Origin of the sequence: Haemophilus parainfluenzae, from assembly GCF_014931415.1 — a bacterium.
Taxonomy (GTDB): Bacteria; Pseudomonadota; Gammaproteobacteria; order Enterobacterales; family Pasteurellaceae; genus Haemophilus_D; species Haemophilus_D parainfluenzae_AF.
Genome location: NZ_CP063121.1, coordinates 859,707 through 882,604, shown reverse-complemented (window position 1 = coordinate 882,604; position 22,898 = coordinate 859,707). Strand labels below are relative to the sequence as shown.

21 protein-coding genes are annotated in these 22,898 nt (G+C 39.5%); 11 read left to right on the top strand and 10 right to left on the bottom strand.

From position 1 onward, the window contains the following. The first annotated feature begins 178 nt into the window (after positions 1-178). The 3 genes from INP93_RS04355 to INP93_RS04345 all read left to right on the top strand — a co-directional run bounded on the left by INP93_RS04355 (position 179) and on the right by INP93_RS04345 (position 3,267). Entirely contained in the window at positions 179-886 is a 708-nt protein-coding gene (locus tag INP93_RS04355; RefSeq protein ID WP_049381572.1) for a 7-cyano-7-deazaguanine/7-aminomethyl-7-deazaguanine transporter, read from the top strand. Positions 887-900: 14 nt separating this feature from the next. Continuing rightward, on the top strand, positions 901-2,217 hold the full coding sequence (locus INP93_RS04350; protein ID WP_197545238.1) for an MFS transporter: 1,317 nt from the start codon (positions 901-903) through the stop codon (positions 2,215-2,217). Between the two features lie 222 nt (positions 2,218-2,439). Continuing rightward, on the top strand, positions 2,440-3,267 hold the full coding sequence (locus tag INP93_RS04345) for a class II glutamine amidotransferase (protein ID WP_070582978.1): 828 nt from the start codon (positions 2,440-2,442) through the stop codon (positions 3,265-3,267). 68 nt (positions 3,268-3,335) lie between these two features. Here INP93_RS04345 and gorA read toward each other — a convergent pair whose 3' ends face one another. After that, complete coding sequence (gorA, locus tag INP93_RS04340) at positions 3,336-4,706, bottom strand: glutathione-disulfide reductase (protein ID WP_197545237.1); 1,371 nt, start codon at positions 4,704-4,706, stop codon at positions 3,336-3,338. Between the two features lie 218 nt (positions 4,707-4,924). Between gorA and INP93_RS04335 the strand changes: the two genes are divergently transcribed. Continuing rightward, on the top strand, positions 4,925-6,052 hold the full coding sequence (locus INP93_RS04335; protein WP_197545236.1) for a glycosyltransferase: 1,128 nt from the start codon (positions 4,925-4,927) through the stop codon (positions 6,050-6,052). 61 nt (positions 6,053-6,113) lie between these two features. Beyond that, entirely contained in the window at positions 6,114-6,353 is a 240-nt protein-coding gene (locus tag INP93_RS04330) for a hypothetical protein (RefSeq protein ID WP_232087619.1), read from the top strand. A 21-nt stretch (positions 6,354-6,374) separates the two neighbouring features. On the opposite strand, the gene INP93_RS04325 is transcribed toward INP93_RS04330, so the two are convergent. After that, a complete protein-coding gene (locus tag INP93_RS04325) occupies positions 6,375-7,211 on the bottom strand; it encodes a glycosyltransferase family 8 protein (RefSeq protein WP_197545235.1) in 837 nt (278 codons plus the stop codon). Positions 7,212-7,366: 155 nt separating this feature from the next. Beyond that, entirely contained in the window at positions 7,367-12,742 is a 5,376-nt protein-coding gene (locus tag INP93_RS04320; protein WP_197545234.1) for a collagen-flanked surface repeat-containing protein, read from the bottom strand. Between the two features lie 396 nt (positions 12,743-13,138). Here INP93_RS04320 and INP93_RS04315 point away from each other — a divergent pair, with 396 nt between their 5' ends. Continuing rightward, positions 13,139-13,558, top strand: coding sequence for a hotdog fold thioesterase (locus tag INP93_RS04315; RefSeq protein ID WP_049365336.1), 420 nt, complete (start codon positions 13,139-13,141; stop codon positions 13,556-13,558). Further along, positions 13,555-14,526 carry a ferrochelatase gene (gene hemH, locus INP93_RS04310; RefSeq protein WP_197545233.1) on the top strand — a complete coding sequence of 324 codons (972 nt, stop codon included), beginning with the start codon at positions 13,555-13,557 and terminating at the stop codon, positions 14,524-14,526. The genes INP93_RS04315 and hemH overlap by 4 nt, the downstream gene beginning before the upstream one ends. A 222-nt stretch (positions 14,527-14,748) precedes the next feature. Here the strand turns inward: hemH and INP93_RS04305 are convergent, their stop codons facing one another. Both INP93_RS04305 and epmA read right to left on the bottom strand, forming a co-directional pair. Further along, positions 14,749-15,813, bottom strand: coding sequence for a porin (locus INP93_RS04305; RefSeq protein WP_197545232.1), 1,065 nt, complete (start codon positions 15,811-15,813; stop codon positions 14,749-14,751). Positions 15,814-16,123: 310 nt separating this feature from the next. Continuing rightward, positions 16,124-17,107 (bottom strand): elongation factor P--(R)-beta-lysine ligase, encoded by a 984-nt coding sequence (epmA, locus tag INP93_RS04300; RefSeq protein WP_197545231.1) that lies wholly within the window; start codon positions 17,105-17,107, stop codon positions 16,124-16,126. Between the two features lie 278 nt (positions 17,108-17,385). On the opposite strand from epmA, the gene frdA reads away from it, so the two are divergent. From frdA to frdD, 4 genes are read left to right on the top strand one after another with little or no spacing between them, the layout of a single operon-like run. After that, positions 17,386-19,185, top strand: a complete 1,800-nt coding sequence (gene frdA, locus INP93_RS04295; RefSeq protein WP_032825757.1) for a fumarate reductase (quinol) flavoprotein subunit — start codon at positions 17,386-17,388, stop codon at positions 19,183-19,185. Beyond that, complete coding sequence (locus INP93_RS04290; RefSeq protein WP_005696861.1) at positions 19,178-19,948, top strand: succinate dehydrogenase/fumarate reductase iron-sulfur subunit; 771 nt, start codon at positions 19,178-19,180, stop codon at positions 19,946-19,948. The genes frdA and INP93_RS04290 overlap by 8 nt, the downstream gene beginning before the upstream one ends. Before the next feature lie 10 nt (positions 19,949-19,958). Beyond that, on the top strand, positions 19,959-20,369 hold the full coding sequence (gene frdC, locus INP93_RS04285) for a fumarate reductase subunit FrdC (RefSeq protein ID WP_005696862.1): 411 nt from the start codon (positions 19,959-19,961) through the stop codon (positions 20,367-20,369). Between the two features lie 11 nt (positions 20,370-20,380). Continuing rightward, positions 20,381-20,725, top strand: a complete 345-nt coding sequence (gene frdD / locus INP93_RS04280; protein WP_005696863.1) for a fumarate reductase subunit FrdD — start codon at positions 20,381-20,383, stop codon at positions 20,723-20,725. A 146-nt stretch (positions 20,726-20,871) separates the two neighbouring features. On the opposite strand, the gene rplI is transcribed toward frdD, so the two are convergent. The 5 genes from rplI to infA form a co-directional block, all read right to left on the bottom strand. Next, a complete protein-coding gene (gene rplI / locus INP93_RS04275; RefSeq protein WP_049368816.1) occupies positions 20,872-21,321 on the bottom strand; it encodes a 50S ribosomal protein L9 in 450 nt (149 codons plus the stop codon). A 14-nt stretch (positions 21,322-21,335) separates the two neighbouring features. Next, positions 21,336-21,566 (bottom strand): 30S ribosomal protein S18, encoded by a 231-nt coding sequence (rpsR, locus tag INP93_RS04270; protein ID WP_005696867.1) that lies wholly within the window; start codon positions 21,564-21,566, stop codon positions 21,336-21,338. A gap of 11 nt (positions 21,567-21,577) precedes the next feature. After that, positions 21,578-21,904 carry a primosomal replication protein N gene (priB, locus tag INP93_RS04265; protein WP_005627623.1) on the bottom strand — a complete coding sequence of 109 codons (327 nt, stop codon included), beginning with the start codon at positions 21,902-21,904 and terminating at the stop codon, positions 21,578-21,580. After that, complete coding sequence (rpsF, locus tag INP93_RS04260; RefSeq protein WP_005627620.1) at positions 21,891-22,268, bottom strand: 30S ribosomal protein S6; 378 nt, start codon at positions 22,266-22,268, stop codon at positions 21,891-21,893. Before rpsF ends, priB begins: the two co-directional genes overlap by 14 nt. Before the next feature lie 189 nt (positions 22,269-22,457). Next, on the bottom strand, positions 22,458-22,676 hold the full coding sequence (infA, locus tag INP93_RS04255; protein WP_005627617.1) for a translation initiation factor IF-1: 219 nt from the start codon (positions 22,674-22,676) through the stop codon (positions 22,458-22,460). Positions 22,677-22,898: the final 222 nt, after the last annotated feature.

The following is a 22,898-nucleotide window of genomic DNA, read 5'->3' as shown; positions in this document are numbered from 1 at the left end:
TGGTGTAAATGACAATTCTTATCATTTTTATTGAATTTAAATAAAATACCTAAATTTTTGACCGCACTTTCTTGCAATCCCAATAAATTCTAGTATTATTCACGGCTCGCCAATTTGGCGGATTTATTTCTCATGTCGGGTTCCCTACCCCCGATTAACCAACTAAAAAGGTCTTAAAATGAAAATTAATACTCCGATCTTCAATGATCAACAAAAACGTTTTGCTTTAATTTTATTAAGCTTATTTCACATCTTCATCATCACAGCCAGTAACTATTTCGTTCAAATTCCATTTGAAATCAATTTAAAATTGACCGCACTTGGTTTTGCTGATGATTTCTCATTCCACAGCACATGGGGCACACTCACTTTCCCATTCATTTTCTTAGCCACTGATTTAACAGTACGTGTATTTGGGGCGAAAGAGGCACGTTGGATCATTTTTATCGTGATGATTCCAGCACTTATCGTCAGCTACATTGTGTCGGTTGTTTTCTCTAATGGGCAATATCAAGGCTTAGGAGCTCTCAGTGAATTCAATATGTTTGTTTTCCGTATTGCATTTGCGAGTTTCTGTGCTTATGTTTTCGGTCAATTATTAGATGTGTTAGTATTCAACCGCTTACGCCAATTAAAAACTTGGTGGATTGCACCTAGCAGCTCAATGACATTTGGTTCCCTTGCCGATACCTTTATGTTCTTTTGTGTCGCGTTTTATAAAAGTAGTGATCCATTTATGGCAGAACATTGGTTTAGCCTTGGATTTGTCGATTACTTATTTAAATTATTTGTCGGCATCGTCTTGTTTGTTCCCGCTTATGGCGTGGTACTCAGCATGATTTTGCGTAAACTTCAATCTCTCGCAAGCTCTCGTCAGTTTGCTTAACTTAAGGAAATAAAATGACCGAAACGCTTTCTCTTAGAGCCAAAATAGAACAAAGCCCAATGGGGGCTTATCAATGGATGATTGTGGTGATGGCTGCCATTATGAATTTACTTGACGGCTTCGATGTATTAGCCCTGGCCTTCACGGCAACAGCCATTCGTGGCGAATTTGGTCTCACGGGGATTGAGTTAGGTTATTTATTAAGTGCCGGCTTATTTGGTATGACCGCAGGCTCACTTTTCCTTGCACCACTTGCAGATAAAATTGGTCGTCGCCCAGTGTTATTAATGGCAGTATCACTCTCTGCTATCGGGATGTTAGGTTCGGCATTTATTTCACAATATCAGTGGCTCGGTTTCTGGCGCGTTATCACCGGTCTTGGTGTTGGCGGTATTTTAGTGGGTACAAACGTGATCACCAGCGAATACTCTTCTCGCAAATGGCGTAGCTTTGCAATCAGTGTCTATGCAGCAGGATTTGGTGTCGGTGCAGTATTAGGCGGTATGTTCGCGGTAATGTTGCAAGGTGAGTATGGCTGGCGTTCAGTATTTCTCGCGGGCGCTATCTTAACCGGTTTACTTTTAGTCGTTTTATTTATTTGGTTACCGGAATCCATTGATTTTCTCACTTCTAAACAACCTAAAAATGCAGAGGTGCGGTTAAATTTAATCGCAAAAAAAATTGGTTTAGCCGGTGATTGGAAACTTCCAGAAAAAATGGAAAAAGTTAAGACTAAATTACCTATTAGCCAATTATTCAGCGAAAAATACTTACACTCCACTCTGTTAATTTGGACGGCTTTCTTTGCGATCATGTTCAGTTTCTATTTTATTAGCTCATGGACACCTGCGTTATTAAAAGAAGCGGGTATGACGACAGAGCAAAGTGTAAGCGTAGGGATGATGATCTCATTAGGCGGCACTTGTGGTGCCCTAATCTATGGCTTACTGGCTAGCCGGTGGACGGCACGCGGCGTGTTGATTTTATTCACCGTATTATCTTCCGCTGCAATCATTACCTTTATCTTATCCTCGTCCGTTTTATGGATTGCGATGGTATTCGGTATTTTAGTTGGTGCGCTCATGAATGGCTGTATCAGCGGGCTTTATACCTTAAACCCACTTACTTATGATGCCGATATTCGTAGCACCGGTGTGGGCTGGTCAATTGGTATCGGTCGTATTGGTGCTATTCTTGCTCCAACGATTGCGGGTCAATTATTAGATATGGGCTGGGATAAACAGAGTTTATATGTTGGCGTTGGCTTTGTGATGTTAATCTCAACAGTCGCACTCTTTTTCTTAAAAAACCGCTCAGAAATTAAAGCATAATCTTAAAAAAATATAGCAAAAGGCGTGATAAACACGCCTTTTTTATTGCCTTAATAAAGTGCTCATCTCTAGCCTTCAGATCAGAAAGATTTTCAGGTTATTTTATGTAACATTTTCTTCTAAAAATCCTTTGTTATCCATCTTGAATTTCAACGCATTATGGTGTTAAATCAGCACACATTATAAGGTTATAAAAAATATAAAAATAAGCTGTAGGAATTTATGTGCCAATTACTCGGAATGAACTGCAATACGCCGACGGATATTGTCTTTTCTTTTGAAGGTTTCCGTCGTCGTGCAGGTCTTACTGATTGCCATTCAGATGGCTTCGGTATCGCTTTTTTTGAAGGTCGTGGTGTGCGTATTTTTCGCGATAACCACGCAGCGTCACAATCCCCTATTGCAGATTGTGTAAAACAATACAAAATTAAATCACTCAATGTGATTGCTCACATTCGTAAAGCAACGCAAGGCGGTGTGACCATTGAAAACACCCATCCCTTTATTCGTGAAATTTGGGGACAAAACTGGGTGTTTGCTCACAACGGTAATTTAAAAGAATTACCAGATATGTCTGAGAGTTTCTGTCAGCCGATTGGCTCAACTGATTCAGAAGCCGCATTTTGTTATATGGCGGAATATTTGAAAAATCGCTTCCGTCGTAAACCGTCTGAAATGGAAATTTTTGAAGCTATTCAAGATATTACCAAAGAGCTATCACAAAAAGGCACCTTTAACTTCATTCTTTCAAATGGAGAATGGATGATTGCCCACTGCTCAACCAATTTGCATTACTTAACGCGTAAAGCTCCTTTTGGTAAAGCTCACCGAATTGATGATGATGGCGTCATCGATTTTAATGATTACGCAAAAGATGGCGACAAAGTCACAATCATTACGACGTTCCCGCTCACCAAAGATGAACCCTGGGTTAAAATGGAACATGGTGGTTTCGTATTCTTCAAAGAAGGAGACAAAATTGCTGAGGTCGTCGGTGTAGCTAAAGAAATGGAAGATGATGGTACATTAGGCAATCGCGCAGCAGCCTAATAACAAATCACAATAAAAAGTGCGGTCAAAAACATCAGAGATTTTGACCGCACTTTTTTTATCTGCAATTAACGCATTGTCACAAACTCTTCAGAACCTGTTGGGTGAATTGCCACCGTATTATCAAAGTCTGCTTTAGTTGCCCCCATTTTGATTGCCACAGCAAAACCTTGAATCATTTCATCCACACCGAAACCAATGCCGTGTAAGCCCACGATTTTCTCTTCTTTGCCGACACACACTAATTTCATGCGGCAAGGTTGACGATGTTCAGTGACAGCGGTGTACATTGCTGTGAAAGAGGATTTATATACTTTCACATTTTCTTCGCCATATTGCTCAATCGCTTGCGGTTCAGTTAAACCCACTGTACCAATTGGCGGATGGCTGAACACAACCGTTGGCACAAGATTGTAATCCAAATGCTCATTTGGTTTGTTATTGAATAAACGCTCAGACAAACGACGACCTGCCGCCACAGCAACTGGTGTTAATTCAATACCACCTTCGATAATATCACCTACCGCATAAATGCCAGGTACGTTTGTATTTTGGTATTTATCAACAATAATTTGTCCGCGTGAGTTAGTTTTCACACCGGTTACTTCAAGATTAATCACATCCGTTGCCGGTTCACGACCAATCGCCCAAATTAACGTATCCACTGTGGTTTCACGACCATCTTGTAATTTCAAGGTAAGCGAACCATCGGCATTTTTCACGACTTCTTCAGGCAACGCTTTTGTATGCAATTGGATACCATCTTGTGCTAACACTTCAACTAAGGTTTCGACAATTAATGGATCTTGATTACGCAATGGGGCATGTTGGCGAACAAATAAATGGGTTTCGCTGCCTAAGCTATTTAAAACACCCGCTAATTCAACTGCAATATAACCAGCACCTACTACTGCAACACGTTTTGGTAATTCATTTAAAGCAAATACACCATTTGAATCAATTCCGTATTCAGCACCTTTTACCGCTGGAATACTTGGACGGCCACCTGTAGCAATTAAGATATGATTTGCAGTCACTAATTCTGTTGAACCATCTGCATAGCTCACTTCAATCGTTTTCGCATCTTTAAAACGCGCAAAACCATTTAGAACATCCACATTATTTTTTGCTAACACATTATTGTAAGAGGTATGAATACGATCGATATAAGCTTGACGACTCTCAACTAATTTCGCGTAATCAAACTTTTTCACTTCTACATCAAAACCATAAGCGGGTGCATAGCTATTAATCGCTTCTGCAATTTGTGCGCCATAGAACATCACTTTTTTCGGTACACAACCTACGTTCACACAAGTGCCACCGAGATGTTTTGCTTCAATAATTGCACATTTTTTGCCATAGCTTGCCGCACGGTTAATTGAGGCAATCCCGCCGGAGCCGCCACCGATCGCAATATAATCATAATGTTTAGTCATTTTCATTATCCTTTTTTACTCATTGGAATTTTGTTCTATTGTGCCTAAAACTGAATGAGAAAGCTATAAATTGATGTAATTGGAATTGTCTATATGCGAGAAAAAGTGCGGTCATTTTTCGCATAATTTTCAGCAAGCAAAATGTATTTTCGCTATAATGCTCTTCAACTCTAAAGAGAAATAAATTTGAATGAATAATAAACATAAGAGATAGAAAAATGCCTCAAAGAACTGATAAAAAAACAATCTGTTTGAATATGATTGTCAAAAATGAATCAGCTATCATCCGAGATACATTAGAGAACATTATTACTCATGTTCCATTAGATTATTATGTCATTAGTGATACAGGCTCGGACGACAATACTGCAGACATTATCAAACAATTCTTTGATGAAAAAGGTATTCAAGGCGAAATTCATCACGATGAATGGGTAAACTTTGCCCATAATCGAAATTGTGCTCTACAACATGCACAAGGAAAAACAGATTATGTATTAATCTTTGATGCTGATGATCGCTTTGAAGGAAATTTTGTATTACCTGAAGAACTGACGAGCGATCGCTATTATTTCCGCATGGCAAATAGTGTAACGGGTGCAAATGTTTATTTCCGTACGCTTATGTTTCGTAATGATGGCTCATTCTACTGGCGTGGCGTATTGCATGAATTTGTCGAACAACGTAAAAAAACCGTTGTGGAGCAAAAAATCTTTGGTGATTATTATGTGATTAGTGGTCGTTTTGGGGCGCGTAGCAACAATCCACAAAAATATTTCCAAGATGCTCAAGTGTTAGAAAAAGCCTTCAATTCACCTGAAGATGAAGATCTTAAAGATCGCTATGCGTTTTATACCGCACAATCTTATCGTGATGCAGATATGCCTGAAAAGGCCATTGAGTGGTATGCCAAACGTGCAAATTTAGGGGGATGGTATGAAGAAGTTTATTATTCACTTCTCCAAATTGCCCTATTAAAAATTGAATTAAATGCATCACTCAATGAAATACAAAATTTATTATTGGCTACTTATGAATATCGCCCACAACGTGCGGAAAGTCTTTATCATTTAGCTCGCCAACTACGCTACCACAACAAAGCCAGACTGTCTTATATTTATGCAACTGTGGCGGCAAACATCCCGCTAAGTAAAGATATTCTTTTTGTGGATCACGCTGTTTATGAATGGAAAGCTAAAGAGGAATTGGCTATGAGTGCCAATTCGGTGGGAAATTATCAGCTTTGCCATGATCTTTGCGTCGAATTATTATTTAATCCAGCAGTACCAGAACCAAATAGAAAACTATTACTAGACAATTTGATGTTTGCAAAAGAGCACCTTTAAAAAACATTAGCCGTTTAATAATAAGGTAAATGGAGATGAGTAGAAACTAGTTGGCTTAAGTATGGTGCATAATGAAAGTGATATTATTGAAACTTTTATTCGACATAATTTAACCTTATTAGATGAACTCCGTCTAATTGCCTATAACTATCGTGCATCTGATGAGAAACAAATACAAATTGCTTGCCAACAACCTCTTCGCTCTAGGAAATTAGCATTGAAATATCAACATCTAATAAATAACGATCCACTTCCTATACTTGGGAAACTCATTCTCGACCTTGCACAGAAATTACGCTAATTATCGGGTTTTGTAAGCGCTCTATAAAATTTTATTCGGTCGCATAATAAGATAAGACCAATCTAGATGGCGGAAAAACCAATATTTTTCACGTTCAAATAATGTCGGGTTATGATTATCCCAAGGCTTATGCTTTGCAGCATAATGGATAATAAGAGGTGGAATATTGAGATTAACTTGAGTAATATCATGCTCACGTTTAATTTTTTCAATATATTGCACCTGAGCATTTTCAGTAAAACTATAATATTTTGCCTTTTCTCGTAAAACGATATTCAAAATACATTGATCCCCATATAGCACCTGGTCACCATACTCTTCAACTGTTTGCAATAAAGTATTAACTAAACCCTCATTTCTCCACTTAGCACAATCAATAAGTAGAACACCGCTGTTGAAATATTTTTTGGAAACGGATGCATCTAAATAAGGAAACGGAAAGTGTTCCCCCATCCCATAATCCTTTACAACACCAACAGGTGCGCCATTAAGATCGCTATAATAAAAATCAGATAATGATCCATTCACAATAATATCTGCATCTAAATACAAGACGCGTGCTTGATTAATCAGTTTTGGGATCATGAGTCGGTAATAACTGCTTGACGAAGAAATATGTTCCAACGTTTTATAATCTTTAAAAATATCGTCAGAAATATGAATACAAAATAGGTTATAGCCCATTTTCTCTAATTTGCATTGAATCCCTTCAAACCATTCTTGTGGAATATCATTATGTAAGACATAAAAGTTTACATTCTTATTATAGTAGCAAATGGATTTTAGCAACGCTTCTAAATGGGGCGTATATTTGGCATCAATCGCAAACGCAATATTAATTTTTTCTGAAGTGGTCATTTAGGGTAGATATCCTTAAGTTTGTCTAATTAATCACAAAACTATTTTTTAGAAATGTTATTGTGTGCTCACTCTATCCCATTTCATCCTTAATTTGGTACAAATAAAAAACCCAGCCGAAGCTGGGTTTTTATCTATCTTAATGGAAAGTTAAATTACCATTGGTAACCTACACCCACAGAGCCACCTACGTCGCCTTGGGTATTTGCGTTACCTTGAAGTTTAAAGATAACTTTACCATTGTCGCTTGAACGTGAGTAACCTACTGCTACAGCACTTTCACCTTTGAAAGTACCTGCAGAAGCAGCAACCATTGATTTACCCGGGATGTAAACTTGTGGTAAACCTGCTGCTGCGTTAGCACCTGCGATACCGCCGCGAGCTTCTTTACCCACTTTATTGATACGTTTATGTACGTCACCAATTGATTGTTTCAATTGAGATACGTTAACCGCATCAGTATCTTTAGTACCCGCTTTCACGTTGTGAATTTGGTTACCACCCATATCAATGTTACCACCTTTGTTAACTGTTAAGTCATTTGTGGTTACGCTGTTGTGGTCTACATCATTTGTTGTTGAAACAAGGATGTCGCCACCATTTTGCTCAATCGCGATGTTTTTACCTGCAGTGTAAGTAATTGTTTTACCTGCGGTAATTTTCGTTGTTGAGCTACCGCCTTTCTTAGCAACTTTGTTGCCACCATCTTTAGTTGCAACATTAAAGTTGGTTGCACCGCTAGCGACTAATTGTCCTTTATTATTCACAGTGATGGTATCGTTATCAACGTTAACATCTAAGTTTACAACAGATGTTTTACCATCTGAGTTCGCTGTAACTGTCACAGTACCTTTATCACTTGCAAAGTTCACGTTGTTGCCGTGCGTTACTGCATCAACCGGTTTACCATTTGCTTGTAAGTTCCAACCTGAGTTCAATACATCACCAACTGTTGCGGCTTCTTTTTTCTTCTCATCAGTGATATTTAACACGCTGTCATCCACAACTGTTGTTGGGTTGTCAATGTGATGGTCTAAATTGGTTACTGAACCATTTTTAATGTGAGTATCGCCAATTTGGATATCACCATCTTTAACTGTTGTACCACCAATATTAAGGCTACCATTGTTATCTAACTTAATGTTATTCGCAAGATTCACATCTAAGCCTTCACCATCCGCAGCTTTGGTCACACGAATGTTTTTCGCTGTTGTTGAATCTGTCGCACCACCCTTAATATTAAGGTTAGAACCTAAAGTACGATTAACTGTTTGACCATCATCACCTGTGAATTTCAAGCCATCATCAAGCGTTGCAATTTCACGTTTGATATCATTGCCATCTTTATCTTTATCAGTATAGATAACACGGTTAATCTTTTCACCACCATCGCGTTCAGCTACTGTGGTTGTACCTTTATCTGTTGAAATGGTTACTGATGCACCATCTTTACCATCTGCACCTTTCGGTCCGGTTAAGCCGATTTGACCAACGCCATCTTTACCAGAGATAGAAACTGCATCTTTGCCGTCTTTACCACTGATTCCAACTTTGCCGTCTAAACCGTCGTTACCATCTTTACCACCAGGAGCAGTAATGGTTACACCATCTTTACCATCTACACCATCTTTACCATTAACAACAACTTTATCTAAGTTGGTTACATTGCTGTTTAAGGCAAATTCAACTTTTGCACCTGCAACCCCGTTAGGATCATTTGTTTGTTCAATAGTTAAATTTTTGCCTGCAGACATTTCAACAGTATGGGTGTCCTTAATATTTTGTTTAGTGTTTTCCTTGGTACCATCAGGTTTCTCACCAGTAGACTTGATATTCCAAGTCATCACACCGTCTTTACCGTCTTTACCATCTTTAACAACTGTTGAAGTGGTTTGACCGTTACCATCAACGATAGTTACTGTATGAGTACCGTTACCGTTGTTTGTAACAGATGCTTCAGCATTTTTACCATCTTTAACAACTGTTGAAGTGGTTTGACCGTTACCATCCACGATAGTGACTGTATGAGTACCGTTACCATTATTTACAACACTTGCTTCAGCATTTTTACCGTCAGCACCTTTCGCACCGGTATCACCTTTTTCACCTTTTGCACCATCTTTAACAACAGTGGTGGTCGTTTTACCGTTACCATCTACGATAGTGACTGTATGTGTACCGTTACCGTTGTTTGTAACAGATGCTTCAGCATTTTTACCATCTTTAACAACTGTTGAAGTGGTTTGACCGTTACCATCCACGATAGTTACTGTATGAGTACCGTTACCGTTGTTTGTAACAGATGCTTCAGCATTTTTACCATCTTTAACAACTGTTGAAGTAGTTTGACCGTTACCATCCACGATAGTGACTGTGTGTGTACCGTTACCGTTATTTACAACACTTGCTTCAGCATTTTTACCGTCAGCACCTTTCGCACCGGTATCACCTTTCGCACCTGCTGCACCAGTATCACCTTTCGCACCAGTTGCACCATCTTTAACGATAGTGGTGGTAGTGTTACCGTTACCATCTACGACAGTTAATGTATGTGTACCATTACCGTTGTTTGTAACAGATGCTTCTGCATTTTTACCATCTTTAACAACTGTTGAAGTGGTTTGACCGTTGCCATCTACGATAGTGACTGTGTGTGTACCGTTACCGTTGTTTACAACACTTGCTTCAGCGTTTTTACCTGCTGCACCAGTCGCACCATCTTTACCGTCTTTACCATCTTTACCATCTTTTACGATAGTAGTGGTCACTGAGCCATCACCTAAATTAGTGATAGTGATAGTATGAGTACCGTCGCCGTTATCTACAACCTCACCTGTAATGCTATCACCTTTATCACCTTTCTCACCAGTTGCACCAGTGTCACCTTTCGCACCTGCTGCACCGGTTGCACCATCTTTAACGATAGTGGTGGTAGTGTTACCGTTACCATCCACGACAGTTAATGTATGTGTACCATTACCGTTGTTTGTAACAGATGCTTCAGCATTTTTACCATCTTTAACAACTGTTGAAGTGGTTTGACCGTTGCCATCTACGATAGTGACTGTGTGTGTACCGTTACCGTTGTTTACAACACTTGCTTCAGCATTTTTACCATCAGCACCTTTCGCACCTGCTGCACCGGTATCACCTTTCGCACCTGCTGCACCAGTATCACCTTTCGCACCAGTTGCACCATCTTTAACGATAGTGGTGGTAGTGTTACCGTTACCATCTACGACAGTTAATGTATGTGTACCATTACCGTTGTTTGTAACAGATGCTTCTGCATTTTTACCATCTTTAACAACTGTTGAAGTGGTTTGACCGTTGCCATCTACGATAGTGACTGTGTGTGTACCGTTACCGTTGTTTACAACACTTGCTTCAGCGTTTTTACCTGCTGCACCAGTTGCACCGTCTTTACCGTTTTTACCGTCTTTACCGTCTTTTACGATAGTAGTGGTCACTGAGCCATCACCTAAATTAGTGATAGTGATAGTATGAGTACCGTCGCCGTTATCTAAAACTTCACCAGTGATGCTATCACCAGTATCACCTTTCGCACCTGCTGCACCAGTATCACCTTTCGCACCTGCTGCACCGGTATCACCTTTCGCACCTGTTGCACCGGTATCACCTTTAGCACCACCAGTTGAGCTGATTTCAATGGTATTACCGTTACGTTTGATTGCAATGTTGTCACCCGCATTAATGTTTACGGTGTTTGATGCACGAACATTTGAAGCTTCAGTATCACTACCAGTGATAAGTGTACCACTTGTCCCTGGTACCGCTTCAGAATTCAAATGCCATGAAACATTATTCACGATATTTGTTACGGTACTTACGTTAGTTAAACGAGAACCATAATTACCACTCGCTGCATTGTCACCATCTTTATCATAGGTAGCTGCACCTGCGGTTGTAGTAGAAATATCACCTGTTTTTACACTTACATTATAAGTTGTTACATTATCTGTTGTTGTATTCGTTACAATTAATGCATTTGGAGAACCCGTTATCACTTTCGCAGTAGTATCTGTACCGCCAGATACATTCGCACTAATTTTAACTGAACCATCAGCGTTATAGTCAACTGTTGTGTTATCACCAGCTACGATATTTGCGTGGTATTTAACCACTGTTTTTTTGGTTCCAGTGCTTTGATCTAACGTTTCATTCGTTACGGTTGCAATCGTACCGTTACCATTTTGGAAATCAACAACACCATTGTTATAAATACTTGTATTGGCATGTTGAGCGCCCGCTGTTTGGTTACCACTCGCAATCCAGTGATGGTTATGAATTTTTTCATCTAATTTACTTGCTACAACATAAAGTTGTGAACCATTCACTGCATCGGTTGAAGCAGCATCAATTCGACCTGCTGCTACATTTTGAATTTGGCGTGCAGAACCTAGTTGATTAGTCGGAGTTACTGGACCACCTACTGACACTACAGCACCATTACCTAATGAACTATTGCTACCTGCAAAACCACTATAAGTTAAAGTGCCAACAGTTGCTGAACTAGTTGGAACAAAATCAGATGTCGTAGACCCTGAACCTAATGCAACCGCATTATCTTTTTCTGCTTTTGCACCTGTACCAATCGCAGTTGTATTAGCACCTGTTGCTTGTGCAGCATCAGCTGGAGTCATTGAGCCACCGATAGCTACAGAGTTTGTACCAGAAGCATTTGCAGATGTACCACCCGCAAATGAAGCAGTGCCTGATGCTTTTGATGCTGCACCCACTGCTGTTGCACGCTCACCAGAAGCTGAAGAATAACCACCTAATGCCATGGCATTACGAGCACTAGCATTAGTTTGCACACCAACAGCAACTGCATTATCAACACTCGCAGTAGCACTCTTACCTGTAGCAACAGTATTAGCCGCACCTGCATTTGCCAAATAACCTGTCGCTACCGCAGAATCACCTGCTGCAACAGATGATTTACCAACGGAAATCGCAGCTTTAGCACTTGAGTTAGCCTCAGAACCAAAAGCAAGAGATTCACCACCTGAAGCTGCAGCACCCTTACCAACTGCCACATCCATATCTTTACTTGATGTTGCATTTTCACCAATTGCTACTGAGCTTTGTGAAGTATTTTTTGCCTTATGACCGATAGCAACACCATTTTGTTCTGTTGCACTAGCTTCCAAACCAATAGCCACTGCAGCATCGCCCGTACCTGTTGCGTTAGAACCAATTGCAATTGCATCATGAGATACTTTGCCATTTGCGCTTCTGTAAGTATTAGCACCGGTACCGATATTAATATTTTGTTTGCCTTTTGTGGCTTCATTTGCTGTTGGATGATTAGATGCAATCGTAATAGAACTAGAATCTACATCCACTGCAGCTTGAGCAGTACCCACTACACCAAGAACAGCACCCGCAAGTGCGGTCAATTTAACGATTTTTTTAGATTTGGTTTTACCTTTAGCATGCCCAAGTTCAGAAACTGCAGTCCACGTTTGTGTAGCATGATTCCAAATAACTTTAAACACTTTGTTCATATAAAATTATTCCTTTTATTAGGATGATTAAGAAGCTGTCACTGATGCAACAGCGCCGAAAAATTCAACGTCAGAAAGGCGACGACCACAAATTTTGACAACAGTTCCCCTTACCTTTCTGGTCAGAACACTTTATTCTAAGCGAACTTTGTATAAAAAGGAAGCATCTAAAAAAATATTTACTAAAAATTACAATTAATTAAGGTAAATTTTAAGTTATGTAAATATATGTAAAGATTTCTGGCGTTTTTTACAAAAAATTTAAAGATATGTAAAATTTTGTTTAAAAAATAGACACATTTAGAGGCTAAAAGCACAACTTAGCCTTTCTTTTTTCTTTACGAAAGTGTCGAATTAGATCACACTAACGCCATCAAATAAGATAAGGAAAAGTACATGGCAATTTGGAAAAAAGCATTCACCCTTGAGCAGCTTAATGAAATGGGAAAACATTGCGCTGTTGGGCATTTAGGCATTGAGATTTCGGCTTATGGTGAAAACTGGATTGAGGCAAAAATGCCAGTTGATCATCGCACCACACAGCCTTTCGGTTTATTACATGGCGGTGTGTCTGTGGCGTTGGCTGAAACCATTGGTTCATTAGCAGGATTTCTCTGTATAGAAGAAGGGCAAGTTGCCTTGGGATTAGATATCAACGCCAATCATCTTCGCCCAGCGAAAAAAGGTTTTGTTACCGCAAAGGCAACGCCAATTGCTTTAAGTCAAAATACCCATGTTTGGCAAATTGACATTCGCGATGAACAAGATAAACTTTGCTGCGTTTCTCGATTAACGCTTTATATCAAACATTTATGACTACAACTCAAAAAATTGGCATCATTTTAGCGAACCTTGGTACGCCTGATGCCCCTCAACCCGCTGCGATCTCCCGTTATTTAGCGGATTTTTTAATGGATCCCCGTGTGGTCGATTTGCCTCGTTGGAAATGGTATCCCCTTTTAAAAGCCATTATTTTACCAATGCGTTCTAAACGTATTGCTCAAAATTATCAAGCTATTTGGACAGAACAAGGCTCTCCCCTACTAGCCATTACAAAGCAACAACAAGCCGGTTTACAGGCTTATTTAAATGAACAAGGCATTAATGCACAAGTCGAAATTGCCATGACTTATGGTAATCCTTCAATGCAAAGTGCGGTCAAAAATTTACTTAAAAATGACGTGGAACGCATGATTGTGTTGCCGCTTTATCCGCAATATTCTAGTACCACAACGGGCGCATTAATCGATGCCTTCAATCGTGCCATTGCGCAAGAACGTAATATTGTGCCTTTTGAGTTTATTCATTCTTATCATCTTGATGAAAACTACATTAATGCCTTAGTGGATTCGATTAAAGTGCAGTTAAAACCCGATGAGTTTTTGCTTTTTTCTTATCATGGCATTCCATTGCGTTATGAGAATATGGGCGATTATTATCGTCAGCACTGCAAACAAACCACCATTACCATTGTGGATAAATTAGGCTTGACAGAAAACCAATGGAATATGACTTTCCAATCTCGCTTTGGCCGAGAAGAATGGTTGCAACCTTATACCGATCACTTTTTAGAAGAAGCCGCTTCTCAAGGGATTCAAAAAATAGCGGTAATTTGCCCAGGTTTTTCAGTGGATTGTTTAGAAACCTTAGAAGAAATTGAGGTTGAAAATAAAGAAACATTCTTAAATCATGGTGGTGTGTCTTATCACTACATCCCTGCCTTGAATGCTGAAAAAGCCCATATTGAAATGATAGGGAAATTGGTTTTGGATAGATTGAAATAATTAAATCTCCCCCCAGCCCCCTCTTTGCGAAAGAGGGGGAGCTTAATAGCCCATAAACGTTCTCCGTTCTTAACTCTCTCAAATATATTCCCAATAAAACTACTAAAAGCAACATCATAAAAAAGCTCCTCTTTTGTAAAGAGGGGTTTGGGGAGATTTAAAAAGATAAACAAAAAGGCGAACCTTTCGATTCGCCTTTTAAGATTTTTATCTAATCAAAGATTAGAAGAATACACGCATACCTACACCGATAGCTCTATCTTTAGTTTTCTTATCGAGAGTATCAGCAACGTACTCTTTAGTAGTCACATATTTACCTTCTACGAATAATACAACTTGTTTATGAAGTTGGTAATCCGCACCAAGTAAGAAACCGTGAGTTTTAGCTTTATCACCTTCATCACCTTTCGCACGTTCGTATAGGTAGTTACCGTACACTTTAGATGCAGGAGATACTTGATATGCAAAACCTGGAGACACATAGAATTTATTTAATTTGTAATCACCATCTTTCTCGTGCGCATAACCGAAGTCACCAGTTAATTTGAAATCACCAAATTTATAACCTAATGACGCTAAGATAGCGTCCACACGATCAGAGTATGATGCTCCAGTTTCAAAGTTAGTATGACCATAAGCAAAACGAGCATCAAGATCGCCAGCTGTATATAATGCACCTAAAGCAAAAGCATTTTTAATGTACGGTTTTGGTTCAGATAATTTCTGTAAATCTTGACCTTTCTCATTATGACGTTGACCAAAGTTATAGTTTGCACTTAATTGTAAACCTTCAATACCTTTATAGTCATAACGAACTACACCAGTACCTGAAGTACGAATATAATCTTCTTTTGGAATGAAACCATATTCATAGTCAACTGCTTGACTTAAATCATCCGCGATAGTTAATTGACGACCAAATTTGATTTCACCAACTGACTGACTACCTAAACCTACATAAGCACGTTTAGCATAAGCTCCACCAAATTTATCACGTGAAGCTGTATCATCAAAACGTAACTCTAAGTTACCTAATGCATAGAAATCATTATCTAAATTGTGTTTTACTTTAACGACAAAACGTGAACCTGCATTACGTAAAGCAGAGTTAGCTTTTTTGGTTGAGTGGTTAGCGGCGTCGTACTCTTTTTTATCCGCTTTTTCCATGATTAAACGAAGAGAACCGCCTAATTCAACTTTAGTACCTTCGTTATCATAAACTACTGCTGCGTTTGCTGCTGAAGCTGCAACTGCAGAAACGATTAATGCTGCTAGTGTCTTTTTCATAATTGTTATTCCTTTTGGTTGTTACCTATGATTTTTGATTGAAGCAATTTTTCATAAAAAGTTCAATCACCGAAATAGACGTCGCAAATATTACAAAATAAACCTATAGTGTCAATGGAGGATCCGTTTCAATTTTCTAAAATCGGATCAAGATCACATTTTTTGCGCAAAAAAGGATATTTTTTAATCAAAAAATCCTTTCACATCGAACTTTTCAGAATTTTGTCTATACAATGATCGCTCAATTTTGAGCAATTTGTTCTTCTTTTTTATTCATTTCAGAAGAAATAATGAATACTTTTTGAGCAAACTAAGCACATTCTATCGAAAATGAAATCACTTCTTTAATACTTTCAGCGCCTAATGCAATCATAATTAATCGATCGACCCCTAAAGCCACACCGGAGGTATTGGGAATGCCTGCTTGTAACGCCCCGAGAAAACGATAGTCAATTTTACGCTGTGGCAAGCCTGCTTTTTCCCGTAGGCGATTGTCTTTTTCAAAGCGGTATTGTTGTTCGCGTGCATCCGTGAGTTCATGAAAACCGTTGGCTAACTCTAAGCCTTTATAATAGAACTCAAAACGTTCTGCCACACGGCTATCTTCTGGGCTAAGTTGTGCGAGAGCGGCTTGGGAAGAAGGGAAATGATAAACCGCAACAGGCGCCTCTTGCCCAATTTTAGGCTCCACCACTTCACTGAATAGAAATTGTAATAAGGTATCACGATCTTCATCTTCATCTGCCATAAAGTTATGTTTACGCGCCGCTTCCACCAGCTCTTGACGAGAGGCTGATAATGGATCTAATCCGACATATTCTTGGAAAACAAACTGATAACTTAAGGTTTCTGCCGGTTTGCAATCGAGGATCTGTTGTAACAAATCATCTACTTCATTCATTAGACGATACATATCAAAGTGTGGTCGATACCATTCGAGCATGGTGAATTCCGGATTATGGCGATTCCCTGCTTCTTCATTACGGAATACTTTGCCAATTTGAAAGATCGGCCCACTGCCTGCCGCCAATAAACGCTTCATGTGATATTCGGGGCTGGTAGAAAGCCAGAGCGTTTTCGAGAGTTCATCAAAAGGGGCAACAAATTCCGTATTAAAGGTGGAAAGGTGAAGATCTGTTACGCCAAACTCACTTAAAACAGGGGTTTCCACTTCTAATAATCCCCGTTCAGTAAAAAACTGGCGGATATCCGCAATGATTTTGGCTCGCGCCAATAAGTTTTGAATTGATGCAGAAGGTTGCCATTCTGTTTTTTTATCACTAAGTGCGGTCATTTTTTCTCCGTTTTCACCTTTAAAATGAATAAGGCTATTGTAAACAAGAGCGATTTTTAACTCAATAATCCGACTAAATCATTCTTAAACGAAAACGGTTATCATCTAAAAAATATAAAAAAAGTAACTTTTTTGAGTTAGATCACACTTTTGATATTTTATCCGTTTATTCCGGAAAAAAGGTTACTAATTTGTAAACAAAAATGGCAGAATGGCAATATATCCCCTATTTATTTAGGGCATTTTATTTTTTTACTTTCTATTGATTGGAGGATATCGTGCAAACGGTTAATGTCGATATTGCTATTGTTGGTGCCGGTGGCGGCGGTTTACGTGCAGCAATTGCAGCAGCAGAAGCAAACCCTAACTTAAAGATCGCATTAGTTTCTAAGGTTTATCCTATGCGTAGCCATACGGTTGCAGCAGAAGGTGGTGCGGCCGCAGTAATTAAAGAGGAAGATTCCTACGATAAACACTTCCACGATACCGTTGCCGGTGGTGACTGGTTATGTGAACAAGATGTGGTGGAATACTTCGTTGAACATTCTCCAGTAGAAATGACTCAACTTGAACGTTGGGGCTGTCCTTGGAGCCGTAAAGCTGATGGTGATGTGAACGTGCGTCGTTTCGGTGGGATGAAAATCGAGCGTACTTGGTTCGCGGCAGATAAAACCGGTTTCCACTTATTACATACTCTTTTCCAAACATCCATTCAATATCCACAAATTCAACGCTTTGACGAGCACTTCGTTTTAGACATCTTAGTTGATGATGGTCATGCTCGCGGTATGGTGGCGATGAATATGATGGAAGGTTCACTTGTTCAAATCAACGCAAATGCGGTTGTGATTGCAACTGGTGGTGGTTGTCGTGCATTTAAATTCAACACCAACGGCGGTATCGTAACTGGTGATGGTTTATCAATGGCATATCGTCACGGTGTTCCTCTTCGTGATATGGAATTCGTCCAATATCACCCAACCGGCTTACCAAACACCGGTATCTTAATGACTGAAGGTTGTCGTGGTGAAGGCGGTATCTTAGTGAATAAAAACGGCTACCGTTATTTACAAGATTATGGTCTAGGCCCTGAAACCCCAATCGGCAAACCTGAAAACAAATATATGGAACTTGGTCCACGTGATAAAGTTTCACAAGCTTTCTGGCAAGAATGGAAAAAAGGCAACACCTTAAAAACAGCAAAAGGTGTTGATGTGGTTCACCTTGACTTACGTCACTTAGGTGAAAAATATTTACATGAACGTCTTCCATTCATTTGTGAATTAGCAAGTGCTTATGAAGGTGTAAACCCAGTTAATGAACCAATTCCGGTTCGCCCGGTTGTTCACTACACCATGGGTGGTATCGAAGTGGATTTCAACAGCGAAACTCGCATTAAAGGTTTATTTGCTGTAGGCGAATGTGCATCTTCTGGCTTACATGGTGCAAACCGTTTAGGTTCTAACTCGCTTGCAGAATTAGTGGTTTTAGGCCGTGTTGCAGGTGAATATGCCGCACAACGTGCAGCAGAAGCACAACCTGCAAACCGTGCAGCAGTTGATGCACAAGCTCAAGATGTTGTGGCTCGCCTTGAAGCCCTTTATAACCAAGAAGGTAACGAATCTTGGTCTGAAATCCGTGATGAAATGGGTACCGTAATGGAAGAAGGTTGTGGTATCTACCGTGACCAAGAAAGCATGCAAAAAGCAGTAGATAAAATTGCTGAGCTTAAAGAACGTTATAAACGTATTCGTGTTGCAGACCGTTCAAGCGTATTCAATACCGATGTGCTTTACACCGTAGAATTAGGTTACATCCTTGATGTGGCACAATCAATTGCCAACTCTGCAATTGAACGTAAAGAGTCTCGTGGTGCACACCAACGCTTAGACTACACTGAACGTGATGATGTGAATTATTTAAAACACACCCTTGCTTACTACAATGGCGATGATGCACCGCGTATTGAATACAGCCCGGTGAAAATCACTAAATCTCAACCAGCAAAACGTGTTTATGGTGCTGAAGCAGAAGCGGCAGAAGCGGCTGCGAAAGCTAAGGAGCAAGCAAATGGCTAATTCACCGGTAATGACTGTAGAAGTATTACGCTACAACCCAGAAAACGATCAAGAGCCACATTTAAGCTCTTATCAAGTACCTTATGATAACCAAACTTCTCTTTTAGATGCGTTAGGTTACATTAAAGATAAACTTGAACCGTCTCTTTCTTATCGCTGGTCTTGCCGTATGGCGATCTGCGGTTCTTGTGGGATGATGGTGAATAACAAACCTAAATTGGCTTGTAAAACGTTCTTACGTGATTACAGTGGCCATATGCGTATTGAACCATTAGCAAACTTCCCTATTGAACGCGACTTAGTGGTTGATTTAAGCCACTTTATTGAAAGTTTAGAGGCAATTAAACCTTATATTATTGGTAACGAAGCACCAGCATTAGATGGTAAACCACATCCATCAAAAGAATTGCAAGTCAGCCGTACTAAACAAACGCCGGCACAGCTTGAAAAATATCGTCAATTCTCAATGTGTATCAACTGTGGTTTATGCTATGCGGCCTGTCCACAATTTGGTTTAAACCCTGAATTCTTAGGCCCTGCAGCGATTACAATGGCACACCGTTACAACCTTGATAACCGTGACCATGGTAAAGCACAACGTATGCCATTATTAAATGGTAAAAACGGTGTTTGGAGCTGTACTTTCGTTGGTTATTGTTCTGAAGTGTGTCCAAAACACGTGGATCCAGCTTCTGCAATCAACCAAGGCAAAGTGGAAAGTGCCAAAGATTATGTTATCTCAATGCTAAAACCAAAAGGCTAAGGGGAAGAATATGTCAGTAACAGTAAGTAAACGCAAAAAATATGTTCGCCCAATGACGGCTACTTGGTGGCAAAAATTGGATTTCTACAAAGCTTATATGGTACGTGAAGCAACTTCTATCTTTGCTGTATGGTTCTGTATCGTATTGCTTTACGGTGTACTTTGCCTTGCAAGCAATCCTGTACCAGGCTTAGGTATTGTTGATTTCATTGGCTTCTTAAGAAATCCAATTGTGGTGTTCTTAAATATCATCACATTAATTGCGACCTTATATCACACTGCAACTTATTTCGTGATGACACCAAAAGTGATGAACATCATTGTTAAAAATGAACGTTTACCACATCACGTGTTAAGAAATGCACTTTGGGCAGTGACAGCTGTGATTAGTGTTATCGCATTAATTTTAGTTTATATGTAGGGAGAGAAAAAATGGTCGATCAAAATCCAAAACGCTCTGGTGAACCACCAGTATGGTTGATGTTTGGTGCTGGCGGGACTGTCAGTGCGATTTTCTTCCCTGTTGTGATCTTAATCCTTGGTTTATTGTTACCATTCGGATTAATTGATCCACATAACTTAATTACATTCGCTTATTCTTGGATCGGAAAATTAGTTATCTTAGTTTTAACCATTTTCCCAATGTGGTGTGGTTTACACCGTATCCATCATGCAATGCACGATCTTAAAATTCACGTGCCCGCAGGCGGATTTATCTTTTACGGTTTAGCCATGATTTACACAATCTGGGTATTATTTGCTGTATTAGGTTTGTAATTTAAAACACTAAATTGATAATAAAAGTGCGGTCAAAAATGACCGCACTTTTTTATTCTCGACGAATAACCAAAATATTTTCTTAATCTAGAAAAACAAAAAACCCGACATTACATCGGGTTTTCTTTTATCAAATACTTTGATAATTATTCTGCAACAACGATAACATCTAATGTTGCAAATACTTCGCCGTGAAGTTGGAAACGAACATCGTGATCACCAAGAGTACGGATTGGACCGTTTGGTAAACGAACTTCGCTTTTCGCGATTTCAACGCCTGCTGCAGTTACTGCTTCTGCTACATCACGAGTAGTGATTGCGCCGAATAAACGACCTTCCTCACCAGCTTTAGATGCGATAGTTACAGAACCTAATGCAGTCACTTGTGCTGCACGAGCTTGAGCTGCTGCTAAACTTGCTGCTGCCGCTGCTTCTAACTCTGCACGACGAGTTTCAAAGTGTTCAATGTTAGCTTTAGTTGCCATAACTGCTTTACCTTGAGGGATTAAGAAGTTACGAGCGAAACCAGATTTAACATTAACTTGATCACCTACGTTACCTAGGTGAACGATTTTATCTAAAAGAATTACTTGCATTTCCTAACTCCTTCTTAATTGTGATGAGAATCAGAGTAAGGTAATAACGCTAAATAACGAGCGCGTTTGATTGCGCGTGCTAATTGGCGTTGGTACTTCGCACGAGTACCGGTAATGCGGCTTGGTACAATTTTGCCGCTTTCAGAAATGTAGTTCTTTAATGTAGCGATATCTTTGTAATCGATTTCAACAACATTTTCCGCTGTGAAACGGCAGAACTTACGACGACGGAAATAACGTGCCATTTGGCTGTCTCCTAATCTATAAATTCGATTTGCTCGGCATGTAATACTAACTGCGTTAAACCATTTGAGGTTTTATGTGAAGTAATAAACCCCACCACAAGAAGTTTACTGCCGACCGTAATGCTTTGAGTTTTTTCTATTAACTGATTGCCACTGACTTGAACTGGCATCTTTAACCACGCTTGGCGTGATAAACCACTTTCGACTTGTTCGGAACGATGTTCCAGCCAAAACTGGCAATGCGCAATCCCGTTAGGGCTTTTGCTTCGCTTGGGTAATTGACACACAGTGCCGATTAACGAGAAGCGATTATCAAGTTTTGAATTACTCTTCAGCATCCTCAAAATCGTTGTTTTCAACTTCAGCTAAAGGTTTACGTTCTTCTTTAGCCGCTTTCATTGGGGACGCTTCGGTTACGGCGTGCTTAGTATGGATAACAAGACTGCGTAATACAGCATCGTTATAACGGAAAGTCGTTTCTAGCTCGTCGATGACTTGTTGAGGCGCTTCTACATTCATAAGCACATAGTGTGCTTTGTGTAATTTGTTAATTGGGTACGCTAATTGACGACGACCCCAATCTTCTAGGCGATGAACTTGACCACCAGCTTCTTTAACAGAACCTGTGTAACGTTCGATCATACCTGGTACTTGCTCGCTTTGGTCCGGATGAACCATAAACACGATTTCGTAGTGACGCATTACTGCTCCTTACGGGTTAATCAGCCTTTGACGTAGATTAGCCACCAATCTGCAAAGGCAAGGAACGAAAAAATGAACGTGGCTAAGGGCGCTGATTATACAGATTTTTTTCTAGACTTCAAATAATTTGTACGCTTTTCAAACAAAAAAGCCGATATCAACATATCGGCTTTTCTTTTTATTTCTAAATTAACGGCTACGGAAAATGATACGACCTTTGCTTAAGTCATAAGGTGTCATTTCTACTGTTACTTTATCGCCCGTTAAGATACGAATGTAGTTTTTACGCATTTTGCCAGAAATATGTGCAGTCACCACGTGACCATTTTCTAACTCAACGCGGAACATGGTATTTGGTAAGGTTTCCAAAATTGTGCCTTGCATTTCAATGCAATCTTCTTTTGCCATTTTATCCTCTAAAATAATGATTTTTTTGACCGCACTTTTTGCGGCTATAAATGAAAAACGGGCGAATTATAGCCGTTTTTAATGTTAGACGAAAGATTAAAATGGTATTTTGTTGAAATCCCCATTATTTTTTCAATAATTCGATTATAATATTTCAAAAAGCAGATCTGGTAGAAATTTAATTTAGCATTCGAAACCAGTAAGATCTAAGCCTTATATGAC

Bases quoted from the DNA above. Each gene is read 5' to 3' on its own strand.
- INP93_RS04355 (WP_049381572.1), top strand. From the start codon at position 179: ATGAAAATTAATACTCCGATCTTCAATGATCAACAAAAACGTTTTGCT.
- INP93_RS04350 (WP_197545238.1), top strand. From the start codon at position 901: ATGACCGAAACGCTTTCTCTTAGAGCCAAAATAGAACAAAGCCCAATG.
- INP93_RS04345 (WP_070582978.1), top strand. From the start codon at position 2,440: ATGTGCCAATTACTCGGAATGAACTGCAATACGCCGACGGATATTGTC.
- gorA (WP_197545237.1), bottom strand. From the start codon at position 4,706: ATGACTAAACATTATGATTATATTGCGATCGGTGGCGGCTCCGGCGGG.
- INP93_RS04335 (WP_197545236.1), top strand. From the start codon at position 4,925: ATGCCTCAAAGAACTGATAAAAAAACAATCTGTTTGAATATGATTGTC.
- INP93_RS04330 (WP_232087619.1), top strand. From the start codon at position 6,114: ATGGTGCATAATGAAAGTGATATTATTGAAACTTTTATTCGACATAAT.
- INP93_RS04325 (WP_197545235.1), bottom strand. From the start codon at position 7,211: ATGACCACTTCAGAAAAAATTAATATTGCGTTTGCGATTGATGCCAAA.
- INP93_RS04320 (WP_197545234.1), bottom strand. From the start codon at position 12,742: ATGAACAAAGTGTTTAAAGTTATTTGGAATCATGCTACACAAACGTGG.
- INP93_RS04315 (WP_049365336.1), top strand. From the start codon at position 13,139: ATGGCAATTTGGAAAAAAGCATTCACCCTTGAGCAGCTTAATGAAATG.
- hemH (WP_197545233.1), top strand. From the start codon at position 13,555: ATGACTACAACTCAAAAAATTGGCATCATTTTAGCGAACCTTGGTACG.
- INP93_RS04305 (WP_197545232.1), bottom strand. From the start codon at position 15,813: ATGAAAAAGACACTAGCAGCATTAATCGTTTCTGCAGTTGCAGCTTCA.
- epmA (WP_197545231.1), bottom strand. From the start codon at position 17,107: ATGACCGCACTTAGTGATAAAAAAACAGAATGGCAACCTTCTGCATCA.
- INP93_RS04290 (WP_005696861.1), top strand. From the start codon at position 19,178: ATGGCTAATTCACCGGTAATGACTGTAGAAGTATTACGCTACAACCCA.
- frdC (WP_005696862.1), top strand. From the start codon at position 19,959: ATGTCAGTAACAGTAAGTAAACGCAAAAAATATGTTCGCCCAATGACG.
- frdD (WP_005696863.1), top strand. From the start codon at position 20,381: ATGGTCGATCAAAATCCAAAACGCTCTGGTGAACCACCAGTATGGTTG.
- rplI (WP_049368816.1), bottom strand. From the start codon at position 21,321: ATGCAAGTAATTCTTTTAGATAAAATCGTTCACCTAGGTAACGTAGGT.
- rpsR (WP_005696867.1), bottom strand. From the start codon at position 21,566: ATGGCACGTTATTTCCGTCGTCGTAAGTTCTGCCGTTTCACAGCGGAA.
- priB (WP_005627623.1), bottom strand. From the start codon at position 21,904: ATGCTGAAGAGTAATTCAAAACTTGATAATCGCTTCTCGTTAATCGGC.
- rpsF (WP_005627620.1), bottom strand. From the start codon at position 22,268: ATGCGTCACTACGAAATCGTGTTTATGGTTCATCCGGACCAAAGCGAG.
- infA (WP_005627617.1), bottom strand. From the start codon at position 22,676: ATGGCAAAAGAAGATTGCATTGAAATGCAAGGCACAATTTTGGAAACC.